The 16,896-nt window shown below is 47.7% G+C and carries 18 protein-coding genes; all 18 read right to left on the reverse strand.

From position 1 onward, the window contains the following. Positions 1-160 precede the first annotated feature (160 nt). The 18 genes from MKX30_RS05370 to murD all read right to left on the reverse strand — a co-directional run bounded on the left by MKX30_RS05370 (position 161) and on the right by murD (position 16,895). A complete protein-coding gene (locus tag MKX30_RS05370; protein ID WP_023989434.1) occupies positions 161-670 on the reverse strand; it encodes a DivIVA domain-containing protein in 510 nt (169 codons plus the stop codon). 172 nt (positions 671-842) lie between these two features. Continuing rightward, a complete protein-coding gene (locus MKX30_RS05375; protein WP_028540488.1) occupies positions 843-1,625 on the reverse strand; it encodes a YlmH family RNA-binding protein in 783 nt (260 codons plus the stop codon). A gap of 8 nt (positions 1,626-1,633) precedes the next feature. Next, positions 1,634-1,891, reverse strand: a complete 258-nt coding sequence (locus MKX30_RS05380; protein WP_023989436.1) for a YggT family protein — start codon at positions 1,889-1,891, stop codon at positions 1,634-1,636. A 7-nt stretch (positions 1,892-1,898) separates the two neighbouring features. Then, on the reverse strand, positions 1,899-2,351 hold the full coding sequence (locus MKX30_RS05385; protein WP_023989437.1) for a cell division protein SepF: 453 nt from the start codon (positions 2,349-2,351) through the stop codon (positions 1,899-1,901). Further along, positions 2,342-3,043, reverse strand: a complete 702-nt coding sequence (locus MKX30_RS05390; RefSeq protein ID WP_025718637.1) for a YggS family pyridoxal phosphate-dependent enzyme — start codon at positions 3,041-3,043, stop codon at positions 2,342-2,344. The genes MKX30_RS05385 and MKX30_RS05390 overlap by 10 nt, the downstream gene beginning before the upstream one ends. Before the next feature lie 8 nt (positions 3,044-3,051). Then, positions 3,052-3,936, reverse strand: coding sequence for a peptidoglycan editing factor PgeF (gene pgeF / locus MKX30_RS05395; protein WP_341062562.1), 885 nt, complete (start codon positions 3,934-3,936; stop codon positions 3,052-3,054). Between the two features lie 82 nt (positions 3,937-4,018). After that, positions 4,019-4,363, reverse strand: coding sequence for a YlmC/YmxH family sporulation protein (locus tag MKX30_RS05400; protein WP_023989440.1), 345 nt, complete (start codon positions 4,361-4,363; stop codon positions 4,019-4,021). Between the two features lie 111 nt (positions 4,364-4,474). Beyond that, complete coding sequence (gene sigG / locus MKX30_RS05405) at positions 4,475-5,257, reverse strand: RNA polymerase sporulation sigma factor SigG (protein ID WP_007431182.1); 783 nt, start codon at positions 5,255-5,257, stop codon at positions 4,475-4,477. A gap of 96 nt (positions 5,258-5,353) precedes the next feature. Then, positions 5,354-6,094: an RNA polymerase sporulation sigma factor SigE gene (gene sigE / locus MKX30_RS05410; protein WP_175405300.1), complete on the reverse strand. Its 741-nt coding sequence runs from the start codon at positions 6,092-6,094 to the stop codon at positions 5,354-5,356. Between the two features lie 105 nt (positions 6,095-6,199). Further along, entirely contained in the window at positions 6,200-7,186 is a 987-nt protein-coding gene (gene spoIIGA / locus MKX30_RS05415; RefSeq protein ID WP_023989442.1) for a sigma-E processing peptidase SpoIIGA, read from the reverse strand. 188 nt (positions 7,187-7,374) lie between these two features. Continuing rightward, the gene (ftsZ, locus tag MKX30_RS05420) at positions 7,375-8,499 is read right to left on the reverse strand and encodes a cell division protein FtsZ (protein WP_013311084.1); all 1,125 of its coding nucleotides are present in this window, start codon (positions 8,497-8,499) and stop codon (positions 7,375-7,377) included. A gap of 67 nt (positions 8,500-8,566) precedes the next feature. Then, positions 8,567-9,838, reverse strand: a complete 1,272-nt coding sequence (gene ftsA, locus MKX30_RS05425; protein ID WP_013311085.1) for a cell division protein FtsA — start codon at positions 9,836-9,838, stop codon at positions 8,567-8,569. 199 nt (positions 9,839-10,037) lie between these two features. After that, complete coding sequence (locus tag MKX30_RS05430) at positions 10,038-10,802, reverse strand: cell division protein FtsQ/DivIB (RefSeq protein WP_023989444.1); 765 nt, start codon at positions 10,800-10,802, stop codon at positions 10,038-10,040. Between the two features lie 56 nt (positions 10,803-10,858). Beyond that, positions 10,859-12,169, reverse strand: a complete 1,311-nt coding sequence (gene murA / locus MKX30_RS05435) for a UDP-N-acetylglucosamine 1-carboxyvinyltransferase (protein WP_179085382.1) — start codon at positions 12,167-12,169, stop codon at positions 10,859-10,861. Continuing rightward, a complete protein-coding gene (gene murB, locus MKX30_RS05440) occupies positions 12,159-13,064 on the reverse strand; it encodes a UDP-N-acetylmuramate dehydrogenase (RefSeq protein WP_069080395.1) in 906 nt (301 codons plus the stop codon). The genes murA and murB overlap by 11 nt, the downstream gene beginning before the upstream one ends. A 146-nt stretch (positions 13,065-13,210) precedes the next feature. Further along, complete coding sequence (gene murG / locus MKX30_RS05445; protein WP_069080394.1) at positions 13,211-14,320, reverse strand: undecaprenyldiphospho-muramoylpentapeptide beta-N-acetylglucosaminyltransferase; 1,110 nt, start codon at positions 14,318-14,320, stop codon at positions 13,211-13,213. 6 nt (positions 14,321-14,326) lie between these two features. Continuing rightward, positions 14,327-15,424, reverse strand: coding sequence for a stage V sporulation protein E (gene spoVE, locus MKX30_RS05450; protein ID WP_068942342.1), 1,098 nt, complete (start codon positions 15,422-15,424; stop codon positions 14,327-14,329). 49 nt (positions 15,425-15,473) lie between these two features. Continuing rightward, positions 15,474-16,895, reverse strand: coding sequence for a UDP-N-acetylmuramoyl-L-alanine--D-glutamate ligase (murD, locus tag MKX30_RS05455; RefSeq protein ID WP_028540480.1), 1,422 nt, complete (start codon positions 16,893-16,895; stop codon positions 15,474-15,476). Position 16,896 lies beyond the last annotated feature (1 nt).

Raw genomic sequence — 16,896 nt, forward strand, 5'->3', positions numbered from 1 at the left:
ATTCATCGAATATTAAATCAGCAACATCGTTGCCTTGAATAACAACCATCAGCCGACGGACGGATAATCATTGAATTCAGTATAGTATTTACAGTTATAGCCTGTTTAAAGATAAAAGTCAACCCTAACAAAGCCTAATAAAAGCTTGTCAGAAATGAAATTAGTAAATTTCTTTCATCTCACGCTCGCGCTCCAGTACTTCGCGTTCCCGGTTTTCAAGGGCTTCCCAGCCGTCTTGGCTTAACAAGTCAAGCTGTGCTTCCACCAGTGTACGAAACCGTGCTCGGTAAATTGATGCCTGCTTCTTCAGTTCTTCAACCTCCAACGCGATCTTGCGGGATTTAGACAATGCTTCGTTCACAATACGGTCCGCATTTTTTTCCGCTTCCTTCACAATCAGTTGGGATTCTTTCTTGGCGTTGTTACGAACTTCATCAGCCGCTTCCTGCGCCACGATAATCGTCTTACTCAGCGTATCCTCAATCGTCGCGAAATGATCGAGCTTCTCCTGTACGTTCAACAACTCGGTGCTCAGTTCTTTATTTTCACGAATAACGCCCTCGTAATCTTTGATCACCTGATCCAAAAATTCATTAACCTGATCCTCATCATAACCGCGAAGCCGGCGGGCAAATTCCTTGTTATGTATATCCAATGGCGTTAATGGCATGCCGTCCACCTCCTATAAGATTGACAAAAAATACATTTTCCGCGTCACGACGCTCACTATCATCTATCGGTCATCATACCCCGTTTTGTGAATACTGTACAGAGCAAAATCGTTCCAGTTCTTCGCTATAGCTTAATTCTTTCGACAGAAAGCTCGTGATTCCTGCCTACAGCTATACAAACTTACCAATTTTGACACGGAATCTTCCCTTTTTTGTCATCCCGTCTGTTTCAAGCACTTTGAAACGCCCAAAACCCTGCATGGAAATAACGTCCCCAGCTTTAAGTGGAGTGGATGGATTCTCCTCCACCTTCCAATTTACCCGGCACCGTCCCGCCCGAATCGGTGTTAATATTTTACTGCGGCTTAGCTTGTACACATCGCTGGCAATACCGTCCAGTCGCAAAGAAGCGACAGTCAGATCTAGCGCCTCTAATGCAACTTCCTTCGTTCGCAGACTCGCTACAGGCAACAGTTCTGTCCATACATGGACACGATGTACCTGCTGCAAATGCATCGTCATAAAATCGACAATCTCTGAAGCTACCAATACATGGCACCCATCATCAAGTACATGAATGTCCCCGATTTTCCCACGTTTGATTCCAAGTCCCAGTAGGGCACCTAGATAATCACCGTGCTCAAGGGTACCTATTTTATGATCGTCAGATGTGATGGAAAGGACCTGAATCCCCATCTCCTCACCGTCCAAATACGAATAATCGGGCGCAATAAGCGCCCGCTTTCGTTCTGAAGCCATATATCCGCCATCTACCCTAATCGTGACCTTGTCTTCCTTCGAAGCAAGTGTCTCCAATATGTACTGTTGGCGCGGGTCCAAAAAATCAGTCAGCTTCTGCTCATGATAAGCTCCCGCATGACTGATCCATTCGGAAGCGCGATCCACATAATCCCGTTCATCCGGGTGAAAATGCTCATAAATCTCAGTTCGCATAACTCCTCCTAGACGAAATTACCAATCAAAGAAATCAAACCGTATGACGCAAAACGCAGAGCAATCAGCGCAACGATGGGTGAAATATCAATCATCCCGAAGATTGGCGGTATAAACCTGCGAAAAGGAGACAAATACGGCTCCACAAACTTGGCAAGTAAATCACCAATTACACTCTCTCTGGCATTAGGAAGCCATGACAGCAGAACATATGCAATGATCATGTACGAATAAATCTGAAATAGCCAGTAAATTACCTCGATCAAGAAAAGTTCACCTCATTCTGTTAAGTTCTTGTTCAGTGTCAGCCAGTATTTCCGTAATAGAGCCTTGAATCTCAACCGTATCTGGTGTACACAGAAAAATATTGTTCCCGACCTTGGAAATACCACCACCCAGTGCATACACAGTACCACTCAAAAAATCAATAATGCGCAGCGCCTGATCCTTGCGAATTCGTTGCAAATTAACTACGACAGTGCGATGGGAACGGATATGGTCGGCAATTTCCTGTGCTTCATCATAAGAACGCGGCTCATACAGGACAACTTTCACATTTTTCTGTGAATGGATGCTGACAACATTAGTGCTCTTCTGGTTCTTACGTTTATCAAAGCTTGGGGTTTCAATTTCTTGATCTTCCGGCGTATTCATAACCTCTCGCTCTATAACTTCCTCTTCTTCCTGAAGCCCCAGAAAGTTCATGAACTTATTCATTACGCCCAATGGAAATCCTCCTCTCGTCCGACCAGTACGGAACCAAGCCGCAGCCAGGTCGCTCCCTCTTCAACCGCCACTTCAAAATCATTGGACATCCCCATAGACAAGTGAACGATGGGTTCTCTGGTCAAGGCTTGTCCATTTAACCTATCCCGTAATTCACGTAATCCCCGAAACACAGGCCGAGTTTTTTCCGGGTCTTCCTCATGAGGAGCCATCGTCATCAAGCCAATCACGTCCACATGCTCCAACTCGCGAATTTGTTCCAAAAAGGGGACAACCGCCTCAGAGGACAAGCCATATTTGGATATTTCCCCAGAAATATTGACTTGCACAAAAGCTTTAACTCGCAGTCCCAGAGCGGCTGCCTTCTTGTCCAATTCCTGAGCGAGCGATAAGCGGTCAAGCGAATGTATAAATTTAAATTTTCCAATCACATCTTTAACCTTATTCGTTTGGAGATGACCAATAAAATGCCACGTTCCCCGGTCACCCAACTTGCTCCATTTATCCGCAGCATCCTGCCAGCGATTTTCGCCCACATGCTCTAAGTCGCTATCCAATACCGATGTCATTGTCGCCGCCGAAACATATTTCGTGACAGCGATCACATTAACTTCATCACGCGAACGTCCGCTTCGGGCACATGCCGCTTCTACACGGGCATTCACTTCTTTAATTCGTTCCTCCAAAGACACGGGAGGACTCACCTCTCTTCCAGACCAATCCAACTCGCCATTCTTCCTGTGACGCCGCCTTCTTTGCGATATGAAAAAAACAAATCGCTACGGCTACTCGTGCATAAGGTAGTACATTCGATATGGCTCGGCAATATTCCTGCTTTCATCATAATGTGTCGATTGCATTGTTTCAAGTCAAGTAGTGTTTTTCCGTTGGTTAAGGGGAAGTAAACAGAACCTTCCCATTTATCATTACCCGGGCAATCATACTCCAAAACCCGAATTTGGCTCATCACGTGCTCATCCACCTCATAGGATTCAGAACCAATGGAAGGACCAATAGCTGCTAGTATATCAGACGGCTGAGATCCATATTCGTTTTGCATGGTCTGTACCACTTTCAATGCGATTTCCGCAACGGTTCCCTTCCAGCCTGCATGCGCCAACCCAATCACACGGCGCACTGGATCACAAAAATATAATGGTACACAGTCTGCATAAAAGGACGTCAGCAAAATGCCAGGTACATTCGTCAAAAGTCCATCTGTGTCCTGAAAAGCGGATGCACGATCCATAAAGCCTCGCCCGCGATCAGCAGCCTTGACCACGGCAACATGATGACCATGAACCTGTTCACCGCACGTCCACGCTTCAGCAGCAAAGCCAAGCTGCTCAGCAATGAGCCGACGGTTACGAATAACTTGCTCGGGGTCATCCCCTACATGGAACGCACAGTTCAGACTAGCGTAGGGCACCTCACTGACACCGCCATGACGACCTGTAAAACCCGCTGTTAATCCCTGAACCTGCCGCTCCCAAGATTGAATATATAACAACTCCGGTACGGGACGTCCGCCATCTTTCATAAGCGCAGCCCCCGTAGCCTCGGTGTTCACTACAAATGGTTCCATTCATTCTCACCTCTACTGCCCAGTGTACCAAAAAGCCGCCGCCGTGTCTTCACAACACACTAAAATACGTAGATCTGCAAGTTCAGAAGCCCCGTCGGTCACTCCGCTCTTGACGTTCGATATACAACTTTTCCTCCCCTTCACCCGGCGGCTCATGCAATCCTTCCAGTCGTACAAGCACAACATCCGAACCAATTTTCACAATGTTGCGCCACGGAATGACCAACTCGCTTCCGCCTCCAAACCAGCCCATAAAACGACTGCTGCCTGGAACCACAATGGCTTCAATTTTCCCCTGCCGCACGTCAATCTCCAAATCACTGATTTGTCCCAGACGTCTTCCATCTACAATGTTAATGACATCCTTGGTTTGAAACTCGGAAATTTTCATTGCTCTTACTGACGTTTCCGGTGCACTCACACGCATCACATCCTTTATTTCACTATATGAGCGGAAGAGCCCAAAAAATGTCCTGTAAACGCAAAAACGATCCGGTAGGATCGTTTTTATCGCTGAATCATTCAAGCATTCATTTCATTAGGACTTTACATGTTTTTGCATTTGCTGTATAGCCGACTTCTCTAATCTTGAAACCTGGGCTTGAGAGATACCGATTTCGTCGGCAACCTCCATTTGCGTCTTTCCTTCATAAAAACGCATAGACAATATCATCTTTTCACGCTGGCCCAGGCGATGCATCGCTTCCCGCAGAGCGATTTCCTCAATCCATGAGACGTCTTTATTTCTGTCATCACTGATCTGATCCATCACATAGATTGGGTCGCCCCCGTCGTGATATATCGGCTCGAACAGCGAAACCGGATCCTGAATCGCATCCAACGCGAACACAACGTCTTCTTTGGGCACATTCAGTGCCTCTGAAATTTCAAAAATCGTTGGTTCTCGCGAGTTCAGATTCGTCAGACTGTCCCGCACCTGAAGCGCCTTATATGCAATATCCCGTAACGAACGAGATACACGGATCGGATTGTTATCCCGCAAATAACGGCGGATCTCTCCGATAATCATCGGCACCGCATAAGTGGAGAACTTTACGTTTTGCGAAAGGTCAAAATTATCAATCGCCTTCATTAGGCCGATACATCCTACCTGGAACAAATCGTCCACAAACTCTCCCCGATTGTTAAATCGTTGAATCACACTCAGGACGAGTCGGAGATTGCCGTTGACCAATTTTTCTCTGGCTGATCGTTCATTATTTTGCTGAAGTGATGTGAACAACTCGCGCATTTCTGCATTGGTTAATACCGGCAGTTTGGCGGTATCCACACCGCAAATTTCCACTTTATTTCGGGTCATCGTGTCTTACCTCCCAAGGAGCAACATTAATGTACATTATCTCCTGAGGGCATTTTTTTATTCGCCGTTTCCATCGCTTCCGGATATACCCATGCATTATACCATTTTATTAAATTCTTTTCGTAAGCGCTTTATAATTCGCTTTTCCAGACGCGAAATATACGATTGCGAGATACCCAACAGGTCAGCAACATCCTTCTGTGTCTTCTCTTCTCCGTCTTGTAAGCCGAAGCGCAGCTCCATAATCAAACGCTCTCGATCCGTCAACTTATCCAGTGCCTTATGCAATAATTTTCGGTCCACCTGCTCCTCAATATTACGGTAAATGGTATCATTTTCCGTCCCCATCACATCGGAAAGCAATAATTCATTACCGTCCCAATCAATATTCAGAGGCTCATCAAAAGAAACTTCCGTTCTCGTTTTACTATTGCGACGCAAATACATCAAAATCTCATTCTCAATGCATCGAGACGCATATGTCGCAAGTTTGATTTTCTTCTCTGGATCAAAAGTGTTAACCGCTTTGATTAGTCCAATAGCACCAATGGATACGAGATCCTCAATGTTGATTCCCGTATTCTCAAATTTACGGGCAATATATACGACTAACCGCAAATTTCTTTCGATTAGCATCGACCGTACTGCTGCATCTCCAGAAGAAAGTTTCCCCAGCAAATATTCTTCTTCGTCTCTCGTCAGCGGTGGGGGGAGCGCCTCGCTGCCGCCAATATAATAAATTTCTTCACTTTTCAGCCCAAATAAAAATAAAATACGATAATATTGCAATTGCAACGCTAGCCTAATTTTCATCTTCAATTTCATCTGTTCCCACATATCATTCTCCCCCTTTTGAAAATAGTGCAATTCCAGCTGTGCTCCGCCCATTTCACCATTGGATATTTCTCGTCGCCTTCAAACATCATTTTGTGTTTATGCTCGTCATCCTGATTCCGTAAAATGCTCACTAAAATGTGCATCTCGTTTCTGGTTGGTATCAGCACTGCCCTCTTCTTGTGCCGTTACATCCGGGTGGATGATGGCACGATACTTACCCTCTGCTGACAATGTTCCCCCATCCAAGCCAATCAACACTCGATGATGTACAAAATGAGCCCCATTCATCACCACCTCTACTCGGTCTGGTTTGAGGGCGAGCATAAAGGAATGACTGCGGTTAATTCCACGATAGGGGACGAGACGAACACGATCCTGCCAGCTAAACGATTCGTCCCCCAGTTCCATCACCAGTTGGTCAGCATTACCCTCAGAACATTTTCGAAGCCAGGAGGCGGGCAAATACGATTCCCACAAGGCCGCCTCCATGACCATCACCGGGGTTCGGGTCAAAGGATCATAGAGCTGGTTACCTGTATCCAACAAGCCTGTACACTCAATATGATCCTGCCCAATCCACACCTGCACTTGTCCCAGAAACCCACTCATCCTTTCTGTGCGCTGCTTTGAGGACTGCACAATACGAAAGAAAAGCATCACTCCGCCAAATGCGCATAAAATAAACCAGAATGCGATTTTCAGTTCAAAAGACATTCCTCCCGAAGCGGTGTACCAGATACCATTAAACAATTCCCCCGTATTTTGGAGAAAATAATGCATCCCCAAAATGCCACCTGCAGCTACAAAATTGATCATGTAAAAAGCACCCATTGTACGAAGATACTTTTGCATGCTGCCAAATCCAAAAGCCACCAGCAGCATTATGACCGATAATGCCAGTTTGATCAGGAACGTAAATAAAAAGGACAGTTCCGGCACAAACATCATGACCACGTACATTGCGCCGATTCCAGCTGAAGCCATCAACCTCCACCACACCGGACGAATTTTTCTCATCCAGGCGGTGACCATCAGCAGCACAGCATCAATGAACAAATTGGCCAAAAAAATCAAGTCGATATAAACAACCAAGGCTTCACCCGCCCAGCGTTTGCAGGATAGGCTTAAGTATAGTAGTCATGCTGTTCAAAGTCTGTCTAACGGTGGGGACGGTGACCGACTAATTTTGTCGGAAAGAGGAGAAGCGCCTGAACTGCAGGATGCGGAAAACAGAAAGAAGCCCGCATCTCCAAGGAGAATGCGGGCAGTCTGAATTAAAACTAGTTATCGTTATTATTATTGCGCGAACGGTTACGTAAGAATGTAGGAATGTCTAATTGGTCACTGCTTTGAGTGTTACCAAATGGACGCAAGTTAGGAGAGCCTTTTTCCGCCGATTCGGAAGTAGCCGGGTTGGCTGCCGGTTTACGTCCCGGTGCCGGTTGACTTGGCTTGCCTTCAAAGCCAGTGGCAATGACGGTAACCTTGATCTCTTCTTTCAACTCTTCGTCAATGATAGCACCGAAAATCATGTTTACTTCCGGATCGGAAGCCGATGTTACAATTTCAGCTGCCTCATTAACCTCATACAGAGACAGGTTGTTGCCACCAGTGATGTTCATAATCACACCACGAGCACCTTCAATGGATGTCTCCAACAACGGGCTCATGATAGCCTTGCGTGCTGCTTCAGCCGCACGATTTTCACCAGTTGCTTCACCAATCCCCATCAAAGCGGAGCCACGCTCCGTCATGATCGTCTTAACGTCAGCAAAGTCGAGGTTGATTAGACCCGGTACAGCGATCAAATCTGAAATACCTTGTACCGCCTGACGCAGAACATTGTCTGCTTCACGGAATGCTTCCAACATTGGGGTTTTCTTGTCCACAATTTCAAGCAAACGGTCATTCGGGATTACTATCAAAGTGTCTACTTTTTCTTTTAATCCCTCAATACCAAGTTCAGCTTGATTGGAACGCTTACGCCCTTCAAACGTGAATGGTCGGGTTACCACGCCTACAGTCAGCGCGCCGCATTCCTTGGCAATTTCAGCAATGACAGGAGCCGCTCCGGTTCCAGTACCGCCACCCATTCCCGCCGTTACGAATACCATATCCGCACCTTTGAGCGTATTCATAATGAGCTCACGCGATTCTTCAGCCGCTTTTTTACCCACATCCGGGTTAGCGCCGGCACCCAGACCGCGGGTCAGCTTATCCCCAATTTGAAGCTTATGCTCAGACTTCGCTAAATGAAGTGCCTGGGCATCTGTATTGACTGTGATGAACTCCACACCCTGAACACCATTTTCGATCATTCGGTTAACCGCATTGCTGCCGCCGCCTCCGACGCCGATCACTTTAATTTGAGCCAAGCTCTCCATTTCAAAATCAAATTCCAACATACTATTCCATCTCCCCCTCAATGTGCATGGATGGCCCGTCCATGATTGGCATAATTAGCAATGAACGTTATATAAATTCACTGAACATATTTTTTAAGCGTTCAATCAACCCCTGCTTTTGCTCGCCTTCCGCAGCGGGACTACTGCTTTTGGTTCGGTTAGTCGGCTTCTTGGTACTTCCGCCACTGTTGCTAACGCTAGTCGATCTTCCGCGATAGTAACGAATAGCATTATGCAAGATTCCAACTCCGCTCGTGTAACCCGGATCCCTTACACCGATAAAATCAGGTACGGCGATCCTTACGGAAGCGGCCAGTTCGCTTTGTGCCACCTGAAGTACACCAGGCATGGAGACGGTGCCTCCGGTAAGTATATAACCTCCCGGAAGCTCTGTGTAACCCAAGCGCTTAACTTCCGCCTGAATGAGTTGAAAAATTTCCTGCACTCTCGGCTCAATAATAGCAGCCAAATCCTGCTGGTTGAACTCCTTATCCACGTTACTGCCGATACGCGTCACTTTAAAGACGACATCGGCTGCCGCATCATCATACCATGCGCAGCCGTACTTAAGCTTTACTTTTTCGGCTTGATCGGTAAGGGTTCTCAGTCCGTAGGCAATATCATTGGTTACAAATTCTCCACCAATCGGAAGTGTAGATGTGGCAACAATCGTTCCTTCCTGGAAAATGGCAACATTCGTAGAACCTGCACCAATATCCACCAGCACCGAACCCATCACCTTTTCATCCTTCGAAAGAGACAATTGTCCGGCTCCAAGAGGCAGCAAGACCAGATCTTTAATCCTCAAGCCGGCTTTCTCAACGCAGCGCAACAGATTATGTATCGGGGTCTTGCCTCCAGTAACAATCGTAGCCTCTACTTCGAGACGAACTCCAATCATACCGCGAGGGTCCTGAATGCCTTCAAGGCCATCCACGACATACTGCTTGGCTACCACGTCAATAATTTCTCTCTCCGGTGGTACGGCAATAACCTCAGCTGCCTTCAGTACACGCTCAATGTCCTCCTCACCGATTTCACGGTCCTCGTTGGACACGGCTACTACGCCATGACTATTTTGCAGGCCAATATGATTGCCTGAAATCCCCACATACACTTCTGTTATTTGAATACCAACCATGCGTTCTGCGTGATCCACGGCGTTACGGATTGATTGCACGGTTTGATCAATGTCTACAATTGCACCTTTGCGAATCCCTTCCGAGTCGGCAGATCCAACTCCAATAATATTAAAGGTTCCATTATTCATTTCCCCAATAATAGCCCGAACTTTGGATGTACCGATGTCCAAACTAACAATGATGTCATTGTTGCTCAAGTCTGTGGCACCTCCTGACTCCAAAATGAATTTCGTTCTTTAAACACACTCTGTACATATTCAACAAACTCCATGCTTTCCCTCTTTTTTCTACAAATTTTTTAGAAGCCAATTTATGGTTGCAGTCACATAAAAATTTGAAGAAAAAAGAAGGAGGCAAGTCTATTACCCATAAAATCAATTCTAGCATTTTTTCACATCACTGAGTAGTATCTTTTTCTTGGCCCTCTTCACTCGTATCCGGTTTGAACGGAACGTAGGAATCCGCCTCCAACATGGTGATCAAACCTGGATCTTCTGTTTCTAGCACCTGGTTCAAATAGCTGATTTTAGAATTCAGTAGAGAAACGGTTGTAATAACCTCAAACTGGGAACGTGTGTACATTTTGATGCGGTCCGGAAAAGAAGGAATCGGCGCGGGAATAATTTCCGAAATATCGGCTGTCCATTCCCCCGGAATGCGTGATAAAGCATCACACAGCTTCGCTTTGTACGGATCATCAGATTTCCATTTGGTCAAAATAGGCTTCTCAACGGCTATTCCGCTACTCCCCACGCCCACGCTTGTCCCGTTCGCTAGAATAGCACGAAGGCTCCCGTCACTCTGCAACTCGTAAGCGACCGTAGCAAACTCTTTAATGTGAATAGCAATAATCCCCGGAAACTGCTTGTCCACTGTGACTTGCTGTATCGATTGAATTTCCCGCAGTTTCTCAGAGATGTCGGATGAACTGACTCCGAAATACTGATCTCCAACAGCCAGACCGCTTCGATTAAGAAGCTGATCTCGGGTCGAAAATACATTACCATCAAAACGAATTTCAGAAACCCGACTCAACGAAGAACGGAAAAAGAGAACAGCGAGCAGTACGATAAACAACAAAATGAGAAGAATAGCAATCTTCCGGCTTGTACTTTTTTTCGTTCTGTTCTTTTTAAGAACAGGTATTTGAGCATTTGGCATAGCTTCTCTCCACAAAAGCCTTTTGTCCCCCCGTTAACGGAGGGACATTACAGGCATTAATTTACGAAATCCAGCTGCTCCGGCACCGGAGACTGACGGCTCATTCGGGCACCCAGTCCCTGGAAAAGACGTTCGATTCGGTCATACCCTCTGTCAATATGATGAACCTGCTCGACAATGGTACGTCCTTGAGCCGCTAGACCCGCTATGACCAGCGCAGCCCCTGCCCGCAGATCGGTAGCCTCTACCGTAGCCCCGTACAGACGAGAAACTCCTCTTATAAAAGCAGCATTTGCATCAACCGTAATATCAGCACCCATTACATTTAGTTCATCTACATGTTTGAATCGGCTTTCGAAGACGGTCTCTTTCATGACACTGAATCCGTCCGCCAAGGAAAGCAGAACCATGACCTGAGATTGCAAATCCGTCGGAAAAGACGGGTAAGGGGAGGTAACGATCCTCTCCACTGCTTTGGGACGACTCATACAACTTACGGTCATTATATCATTCAAGATGCCGATTTGAACACCAGCCCGCCTGAGGACGTGAATCAGAGCAGACAAATGGGATGGATTGCAGTGGGTCAGCGACACACTTCCTCGTGTAGCTGCAGCTGCAATCATAACCGTTCCAGCTACTATGCGGTCAGGAATGACCTCATACGTACACGGATTGAGGCGACTGACCCCCGTAATTGTAATCGTGTCGGTTCCAGCACCGATAATGTGGGCTCCCATGGCATTCAAGAAGTTTTGTAGATCCTGAATTTCCGGTTCCCTCGCTGCATTGGTGATCGTTGTTCGTCCTTCAGCCAACGCAGCGGCCATCATAATATTTTCCGTTGCACCTACACTCGGGAAATCCATGTGGATGTCCGAGCCGATTAGCTTGTGGGCTCGAAATGTAATTTGCTCGTCTTTTTCCTCTATCTCTGCGCCAAGAGCTTTTAAGCCCTCTAGGTGAAGATCAATTTTGCGCTCGCCTATGGCGCAGCCTCCGGGCTGGTAAATGGAAACTTCTCCATATCTGGCGAGCAGCGGTCCCATCAGAAAGATAGATGAGCGCATTTGCTTCATCAAATCTTCTGGAATTTGGAACGTTCGGACGGACGACGTATCCACGTATACCGTTTCCTCTTCATGTCGGCATGTACAGCCGAGTCTTTCAAGGATGTGCAGCATGACCTTAATGTCTAAAAGATGGGGCACATTCCGAATTTCTACCTTACCTTGTGCTAGTAAGCTCGCTGCAAGAATAGGTAGTGCCGCATTTTTTGCCCCATGGATACGTATGGTGCCTGACAGGGGACGGCCTCCCTCAATCACCAATTTGTCCAATGTATCACCTCCGAGTTTACCGCTCACCCACTACGAAAACCTCCGGAACTAGCTTGATGCCGGTTTGAGATGATATTGTACTTTGAATATGCTTCATTAGGGTAAGCACGTCCTCTGCTGTCGCTTGACCGGTATTTACAATGAAATTGGCATGCTGTACAGATACCTCTGCGCCTCCCGCCTTCAAGCCCTTGAGACCTGCGCTCTCAATAAGACGAGCAGCATAGTCTCCTGGAGGATTACGGAATACGCTTCCTGCACAAGCTAACTGTAACGGCTGGGTCAGCCGGCGGCGGTCTTTAAAAGCCGCAAGTGCTGCTGAAATTTCCTCGCGGTCGCCCCGCTTCATCCGAAACACTGCCTCTGTCACCATTCCGCGTTGCTCATGCAACACGGAGTGACGATAGCTGAAATGCATATTCTCGGCATCGTACACAACCAATTCCCCTGTATCCAGCACAATCTCAGCGGACTGGAATATTTGTGACACATCAGACCCATGGGCACCGGCGTTCATGTAGACAGCCCCACCGACTGATCCTGGGATACCACCAGCAAATTCAAGGCCGGACAGGCCCTGCTTGCTGGCCATAACGCACAGTTTGACCAGTGAAACGCCTCCTCCAGCAACGATCTGTTCATCTTCAAAATGAACATAATCAAATCCTGGCCCCAGCTTGATCACAAGTCCCCGTATCCCTTTGTCAGAGATGAGCATGTTGGAGCCCCGACCCAACTGCATCCAGGGAATTCCGTGCTCGCTAGCCAGCTTCAATACTCTTGCCAGCTGCTCTTTGGTATCCGGGATAACAAGTGCATCCGCAGGGCCTCCAATCCTCCATGTCGTATATTTGGACAGCGGCTCATGCTCCAGCACTTTTCCGATATCATGCTCCGCTAATAATGGCATCCATTGCTGCATTGTACTGAAACCTCCTTGTTGCTTGCCCCGCATGGTTATAAGGCTCTCACCTGACAACCGGCAGCCTGAGTGATGGTCACAATCTATAGGGTATCCTATGTAAATACCATCCGGTGTGTGACAACCGCCCAATTCTGCGCTGCAGACTACCTTTTATGGGCAAGACGTTCCATTTCTTTTACTAAAATATCTGCTGAGTCAGGCTTGCCAAGCGCAGACGCCGACTCTGCCATACGACTCCGCCATGCCTCATCCTTCATAATTCCCGCTATAGATTGAAACAGGGCCGGGCCACTCAGTTCCTTTTCTACAATCATGACGGATGCGCCTGCCTTTTCAAGTGTACGAGCATTAGCCTCCTGATGGTTATTCGTCACATTAGGTGATGGGATCAGAATGGACGGAATGCCCAACGATGTGATCTCTGCCAAGAAGGACGCACCTGCGCGATTAACAATTAATGAGGTACAAGCCAGCACCTCTGGCATATTGTGAATATAGGGAAGCACGTGTAGATGATTGGGCAATGAGCCGATCTGATTCCGTATGCTATCCAGCGTTTGCTCATAATAAGATTCACCGGTTACATATACAAAATGGACGTCTTTCAGTTGCGAAAGTTGCGGAGCCATTGCAATCATGGCGTCATTAATGGCCTTCGCTCCCCTGCTGCCACCGACCACAAGGACGACCGAGCTGTTCATCGGAACCCCAATAGTAGCAAATCCCCGATCCCGGTTAGCCAAACGAACTGTTGTAGCACGCGGGTTCCCGGTGTACAGTACATTTTTAGCTTTGGGGAAAGCTCCTTCTGAGCCTTCAAAGCTAACAGCCACTGTATCCACATAGCGACTCAGAAATGTATTAGTCAGCCCTGGAATTGCATTTTGCTCATGAATAATGCTGGGAATTCCCAACTTGGAAGCTGCATAAACGACGGGACCGCATACATATCCCCCCGTGCCAATAACGACATCTGGCTTAAATTTCTTTAATAATGCTTTGGATCTGCGAACCCCTTTGAAAAAGCGCATGATCGTTTTTATATTTTCCACAGACAAGCTGCGACGAAATCCTGTGATATCAATAGCCTCAAATGGAATTTTTTCCTGAGGAACCAACTTGCTTTCGAGTCCTCGTTGACCGCCAATGTATAAAAATTCAGCGTCCGGATCAATCTCTTCGCACTGTCTGGCTACGGCCAGCGCCGGATAAATATGCCCTCCGGTGCCGCCGCCGCTCAACACGACGCGCATAAACGTTCACCTCGCATAACGTGATAAATTTAGTAAAATGCCCAGAGCAGTTAGCATTAAGGTCAGAGAAGAACCTCCATAGCTGATTAAGGGCAGTGTTATTCCTGTCACCGGCATTAAACCGATAACGACCCCAATATTAATGACGACCTGTACGGCAACCATTGCGACAATACCCACCGCAAGCAAACTACCATAGGTATCCGGAATGGTTATAGCAACACGCATTCCTCTCCACACGAGAACCAAAAAGAGCCCCAGCACCGCCATTCCACCGATAAAGCCAAGTTCCTCCGCCAAAATGGAAAAAATAAAATCAGTCTGCGGCTCAGGAACGTAGCTATATTTTTGTCGACTCATGCCAAGCCCCAAGCCCGCTAGGCCGCCAGGACCAATCGCATATAGCGATTGAATAATTTGATAACCTGCGCCAAGCGGATCGGACCAAGGGTCCAGAAAAGCGGTGATGCGCTGGAGCCGATAAGGTGCAGCTGCAATCAGTGCAGCAAACCCTGCTGCTCCCGACAAAGCCAGCAGACCGAGATGCTTCATACGCGCGCCTGCCGTAAATACGATGAGCATGGACGCTCCCATCATTACCGTGCCAGTGCCCAAATCGGGCTGGAGCATAATAAGCCCAAAAGCCAGTCCCATGAGTCCAAGCGGGGGCAACAGGCCGCGCGTAAAAGAGCTAATATCATAGTCAGGACGACTGAGCCAACGAGCGAGAAAAAGAATCATACCCAGCTTCATAAACTCGGAAGGCTGAATGCCGAAAGAGCTAATACCGAGCCAGCTTCGTGCCCCGCCTCTTACTACACCAATGCCGGGAATTAATACGGCAACCAGCAACGCTAGACAGATCAACAACACAACCTTGGCATATTTCTGCCAGATCCGGTAGTCCGTTCTGGCAGTAAAGTACATCGCTACAAGACCGAGCCCTGCAAACAGCAATTGCCGCTTTACAAAATAGTAGGAGTCCCCGTACTCGTGAAAAGCGAGGACGGCGCCCGCACTGTATACCATAACCATGCCGATGGCTAATAAGCTTAAAATACAAACGAAAAGCCATAGATCCGGCGCTGGACGAGATTGCTTCATCAGGAGGCCACCCCTTGCAAAAAAGTAGGGGCTTATCCAACCCCCCTACTTACAATTTATGCGCCGCCTCTTTAAAAATACGTCCACGCTCTTCATAGGATCGGAACATATCCCAGCTTGCACAGGCGGGTGAGAGTAATACTACATCTCCCGTCTCAGCAAATTCAGCAGCCTTGTTCACAGCCTCCACGAGCGTAGCGGCGGCATCCTCCCCATTATCGACGACCTTGACATGCTCTATTCCGGCCTGCTGGGCGCGCTCAGCCAACTTATGCCGTGTCTCACCCAAGAGCACAACGGCTTTCACACCTTCCTGCAAGGAAGGTACGAGCTCTGTATAATCAGAACCGCGATCCAATCCTCCGGCAATGAGTACAATGGGTTGCTTAAAGGAAGATAAGGCCATCATTGTTGCTTTCGAATTGGTTGCTTTGGAATTATTGTAATAAGCTACACCAGCGTGTTCTAAAACATATTCAAGCCGATGTTCGACGCCGCGAAAAGTACTTAATGGTTCCGCCAAATTCGCTGGTTCTGCGCCTGCAGCAATGGCGATTGCGCAAGCAGCAAGAGCATTTTCTACGTTAAAACGACCCGGAAGTCCAATCTCAGCTACGCCTATAATGGGATGCAGCACACCATTTCCATCGCGGTATACGATGCTACGTTCAATATCGTCCGTCACATCCGGTATGTATGGCGGGTCAGCAAACAACCCTTCCTGCAAACGTTCTGTCATAGAGAACGGAAGCAGCTTCGCTTTTATATAGGGTACGAGCTCCCGGCAGACGGGGTCATCCCAGTTCACCACCGCAGTATCCGCCGCCGTTTGATTGGCAAATAGACGCGCCTTGGATGCAACGTAGTCCTCCATGCCTCCGTGGTAGTCCAAATGGGTCTCAGCTACATTGAGCAGGCAGGCCACAGCGGGCTTGAAATCCTTTGTTCCTTTTAACTGAAAGCTGCTCAGCTCCACAACCATCCACTCGTCCGACTTGGCGTCCACAGCCGCCTCACATAAGGGCGTACCGATATTACCAGCCACGATTGGATTCATGCCGGATGCCTCCAACAGCTTGCCTACCCAAGTGGTCGTGGTCGTCTTTCCGTTGGAGCCAGTAATTCCGATGATCGGAGCTTTACATAGATGGTAGGCGACCTCAACCTCGGTCACGACCTCAATGCCGAGCTCGACAGCTTTCTGTACGGGAGGAGCCGTATAAGGAATCCCTGGATTTTTGACAACCAGCTTCACTCCAGGATGAATTAGCCCCTCTGGGTGACCCCCGCATAAAACGGAAATTCCCAAAGCCTCTAATTCAGAAGCTTCGGGACATTGTTCCCTATCTTTTTTATCATTTACTGTCAGCTTGGCTCCGGCCTGGTGCAGCACCTTGGCAACTTGCACGCCGCTTTTGGCCAGCCCGATAATGACGACTTCCTGATCTCTGTATGCGTCTGGATGGTTCATT

This window comes from Paenibacillus sp. FSL P2-0173 (assembly GCF_038008045.1).
Lineage (GTDB): Bacteria > Bacillota > Bacilli > Paenibacillales > Paenibacillaceae > Paenibacillus > Paenibacillus polymyxa_B.

What these genes read in the sequence shown, in the direction of transcription:
- murG (WP_069080394.1), bottom strand. Translation starts at nt 14,320, where the DNA reads ATGCGCGTCGTGTTGAGCGGCGGCGGCACCGGAGGGCATATTTATCCG.
- MKX30_RS05430 (WP_023989444.1), bottom strand. Translation starts at nt 10,802, where the DNA reads ATGCCAAATGCTCAAATACCTGTTCTTAAAAAGAACAGAACGAAAAAA.
- murD (WP_028540480.1), bottom strand. Translation starts at nt 16,895, where the DNA reads ATGAACCATCCAGACGCATACAGAGATCAGGAAGTCGTCATTATCGGG.
- sigG (WP_007431182.1), bottom strand. Translation starts at nt 5,257, where the DNA reads ATGACCCGAAATAAAGTGGAAATTTGCGGTGTGGATACCGCCAAACTG.
- MKX30_RS05375 (WP_028540488.1), bottom strand. Translation starts at nt 1,625, where the DNA reads ATGCGAACTGAGATTTATGAGCATTTTCACCCGGATGAACGGGATTAT.
- murB (WP_069080395.1), bottom strand. Translation starts at nt 13,064, where the DNA reads ATGCAGCAATGGATGCCATTATTAGCGGAGCATGATATCGGAAAAGTG.
- spoVE (WP_068942342.1), bottom strand. Translation starts at nt 15,424, where the DNA reads ATGAAGCAATCTCGTCCAGCGCCGGATCTATGGCTTTTCGTTTGTATT.
- pgeF (WP_341062562.1), bottom strand. Translation starts at nt 3,936, where the DNA reads ATGGAACCATTTGTAGTGAACACCGAGGCTACGGGGGCTGCGCTTATG.
- MKX30_RS05400 (WP_023989440.1), bottom strand. Translation starts at nt 4,363, where the DNA reads ATGCGTGTGAGTGCACCGGAAACGTCAGTAAGAGCAATGAAAATTTCC.
- MKX30_RS05370 (WP_023989434.1), bottom strand. Translation starts at nt 670, where the DNA reads ATGCCATTAACGCCATTGGATATACATAACAAGGAATTTGCCCGCCGG.
- ftsZ (WP_013311084.1), bottom strand. Translation starts at nt 8,499, where the DNA reads ATGTTGGAATTTGATTTTGAAATGGAGAGCTTGGCTCAAATTAAAGTG.
- sigE (WP_175405300.1), bottom strand. Translation starts at nt 6,094, where the DNA reads ATGTGGGAACAGATGAAATTGAAGATGAAAATTAGGCTAGCGTTGCAA.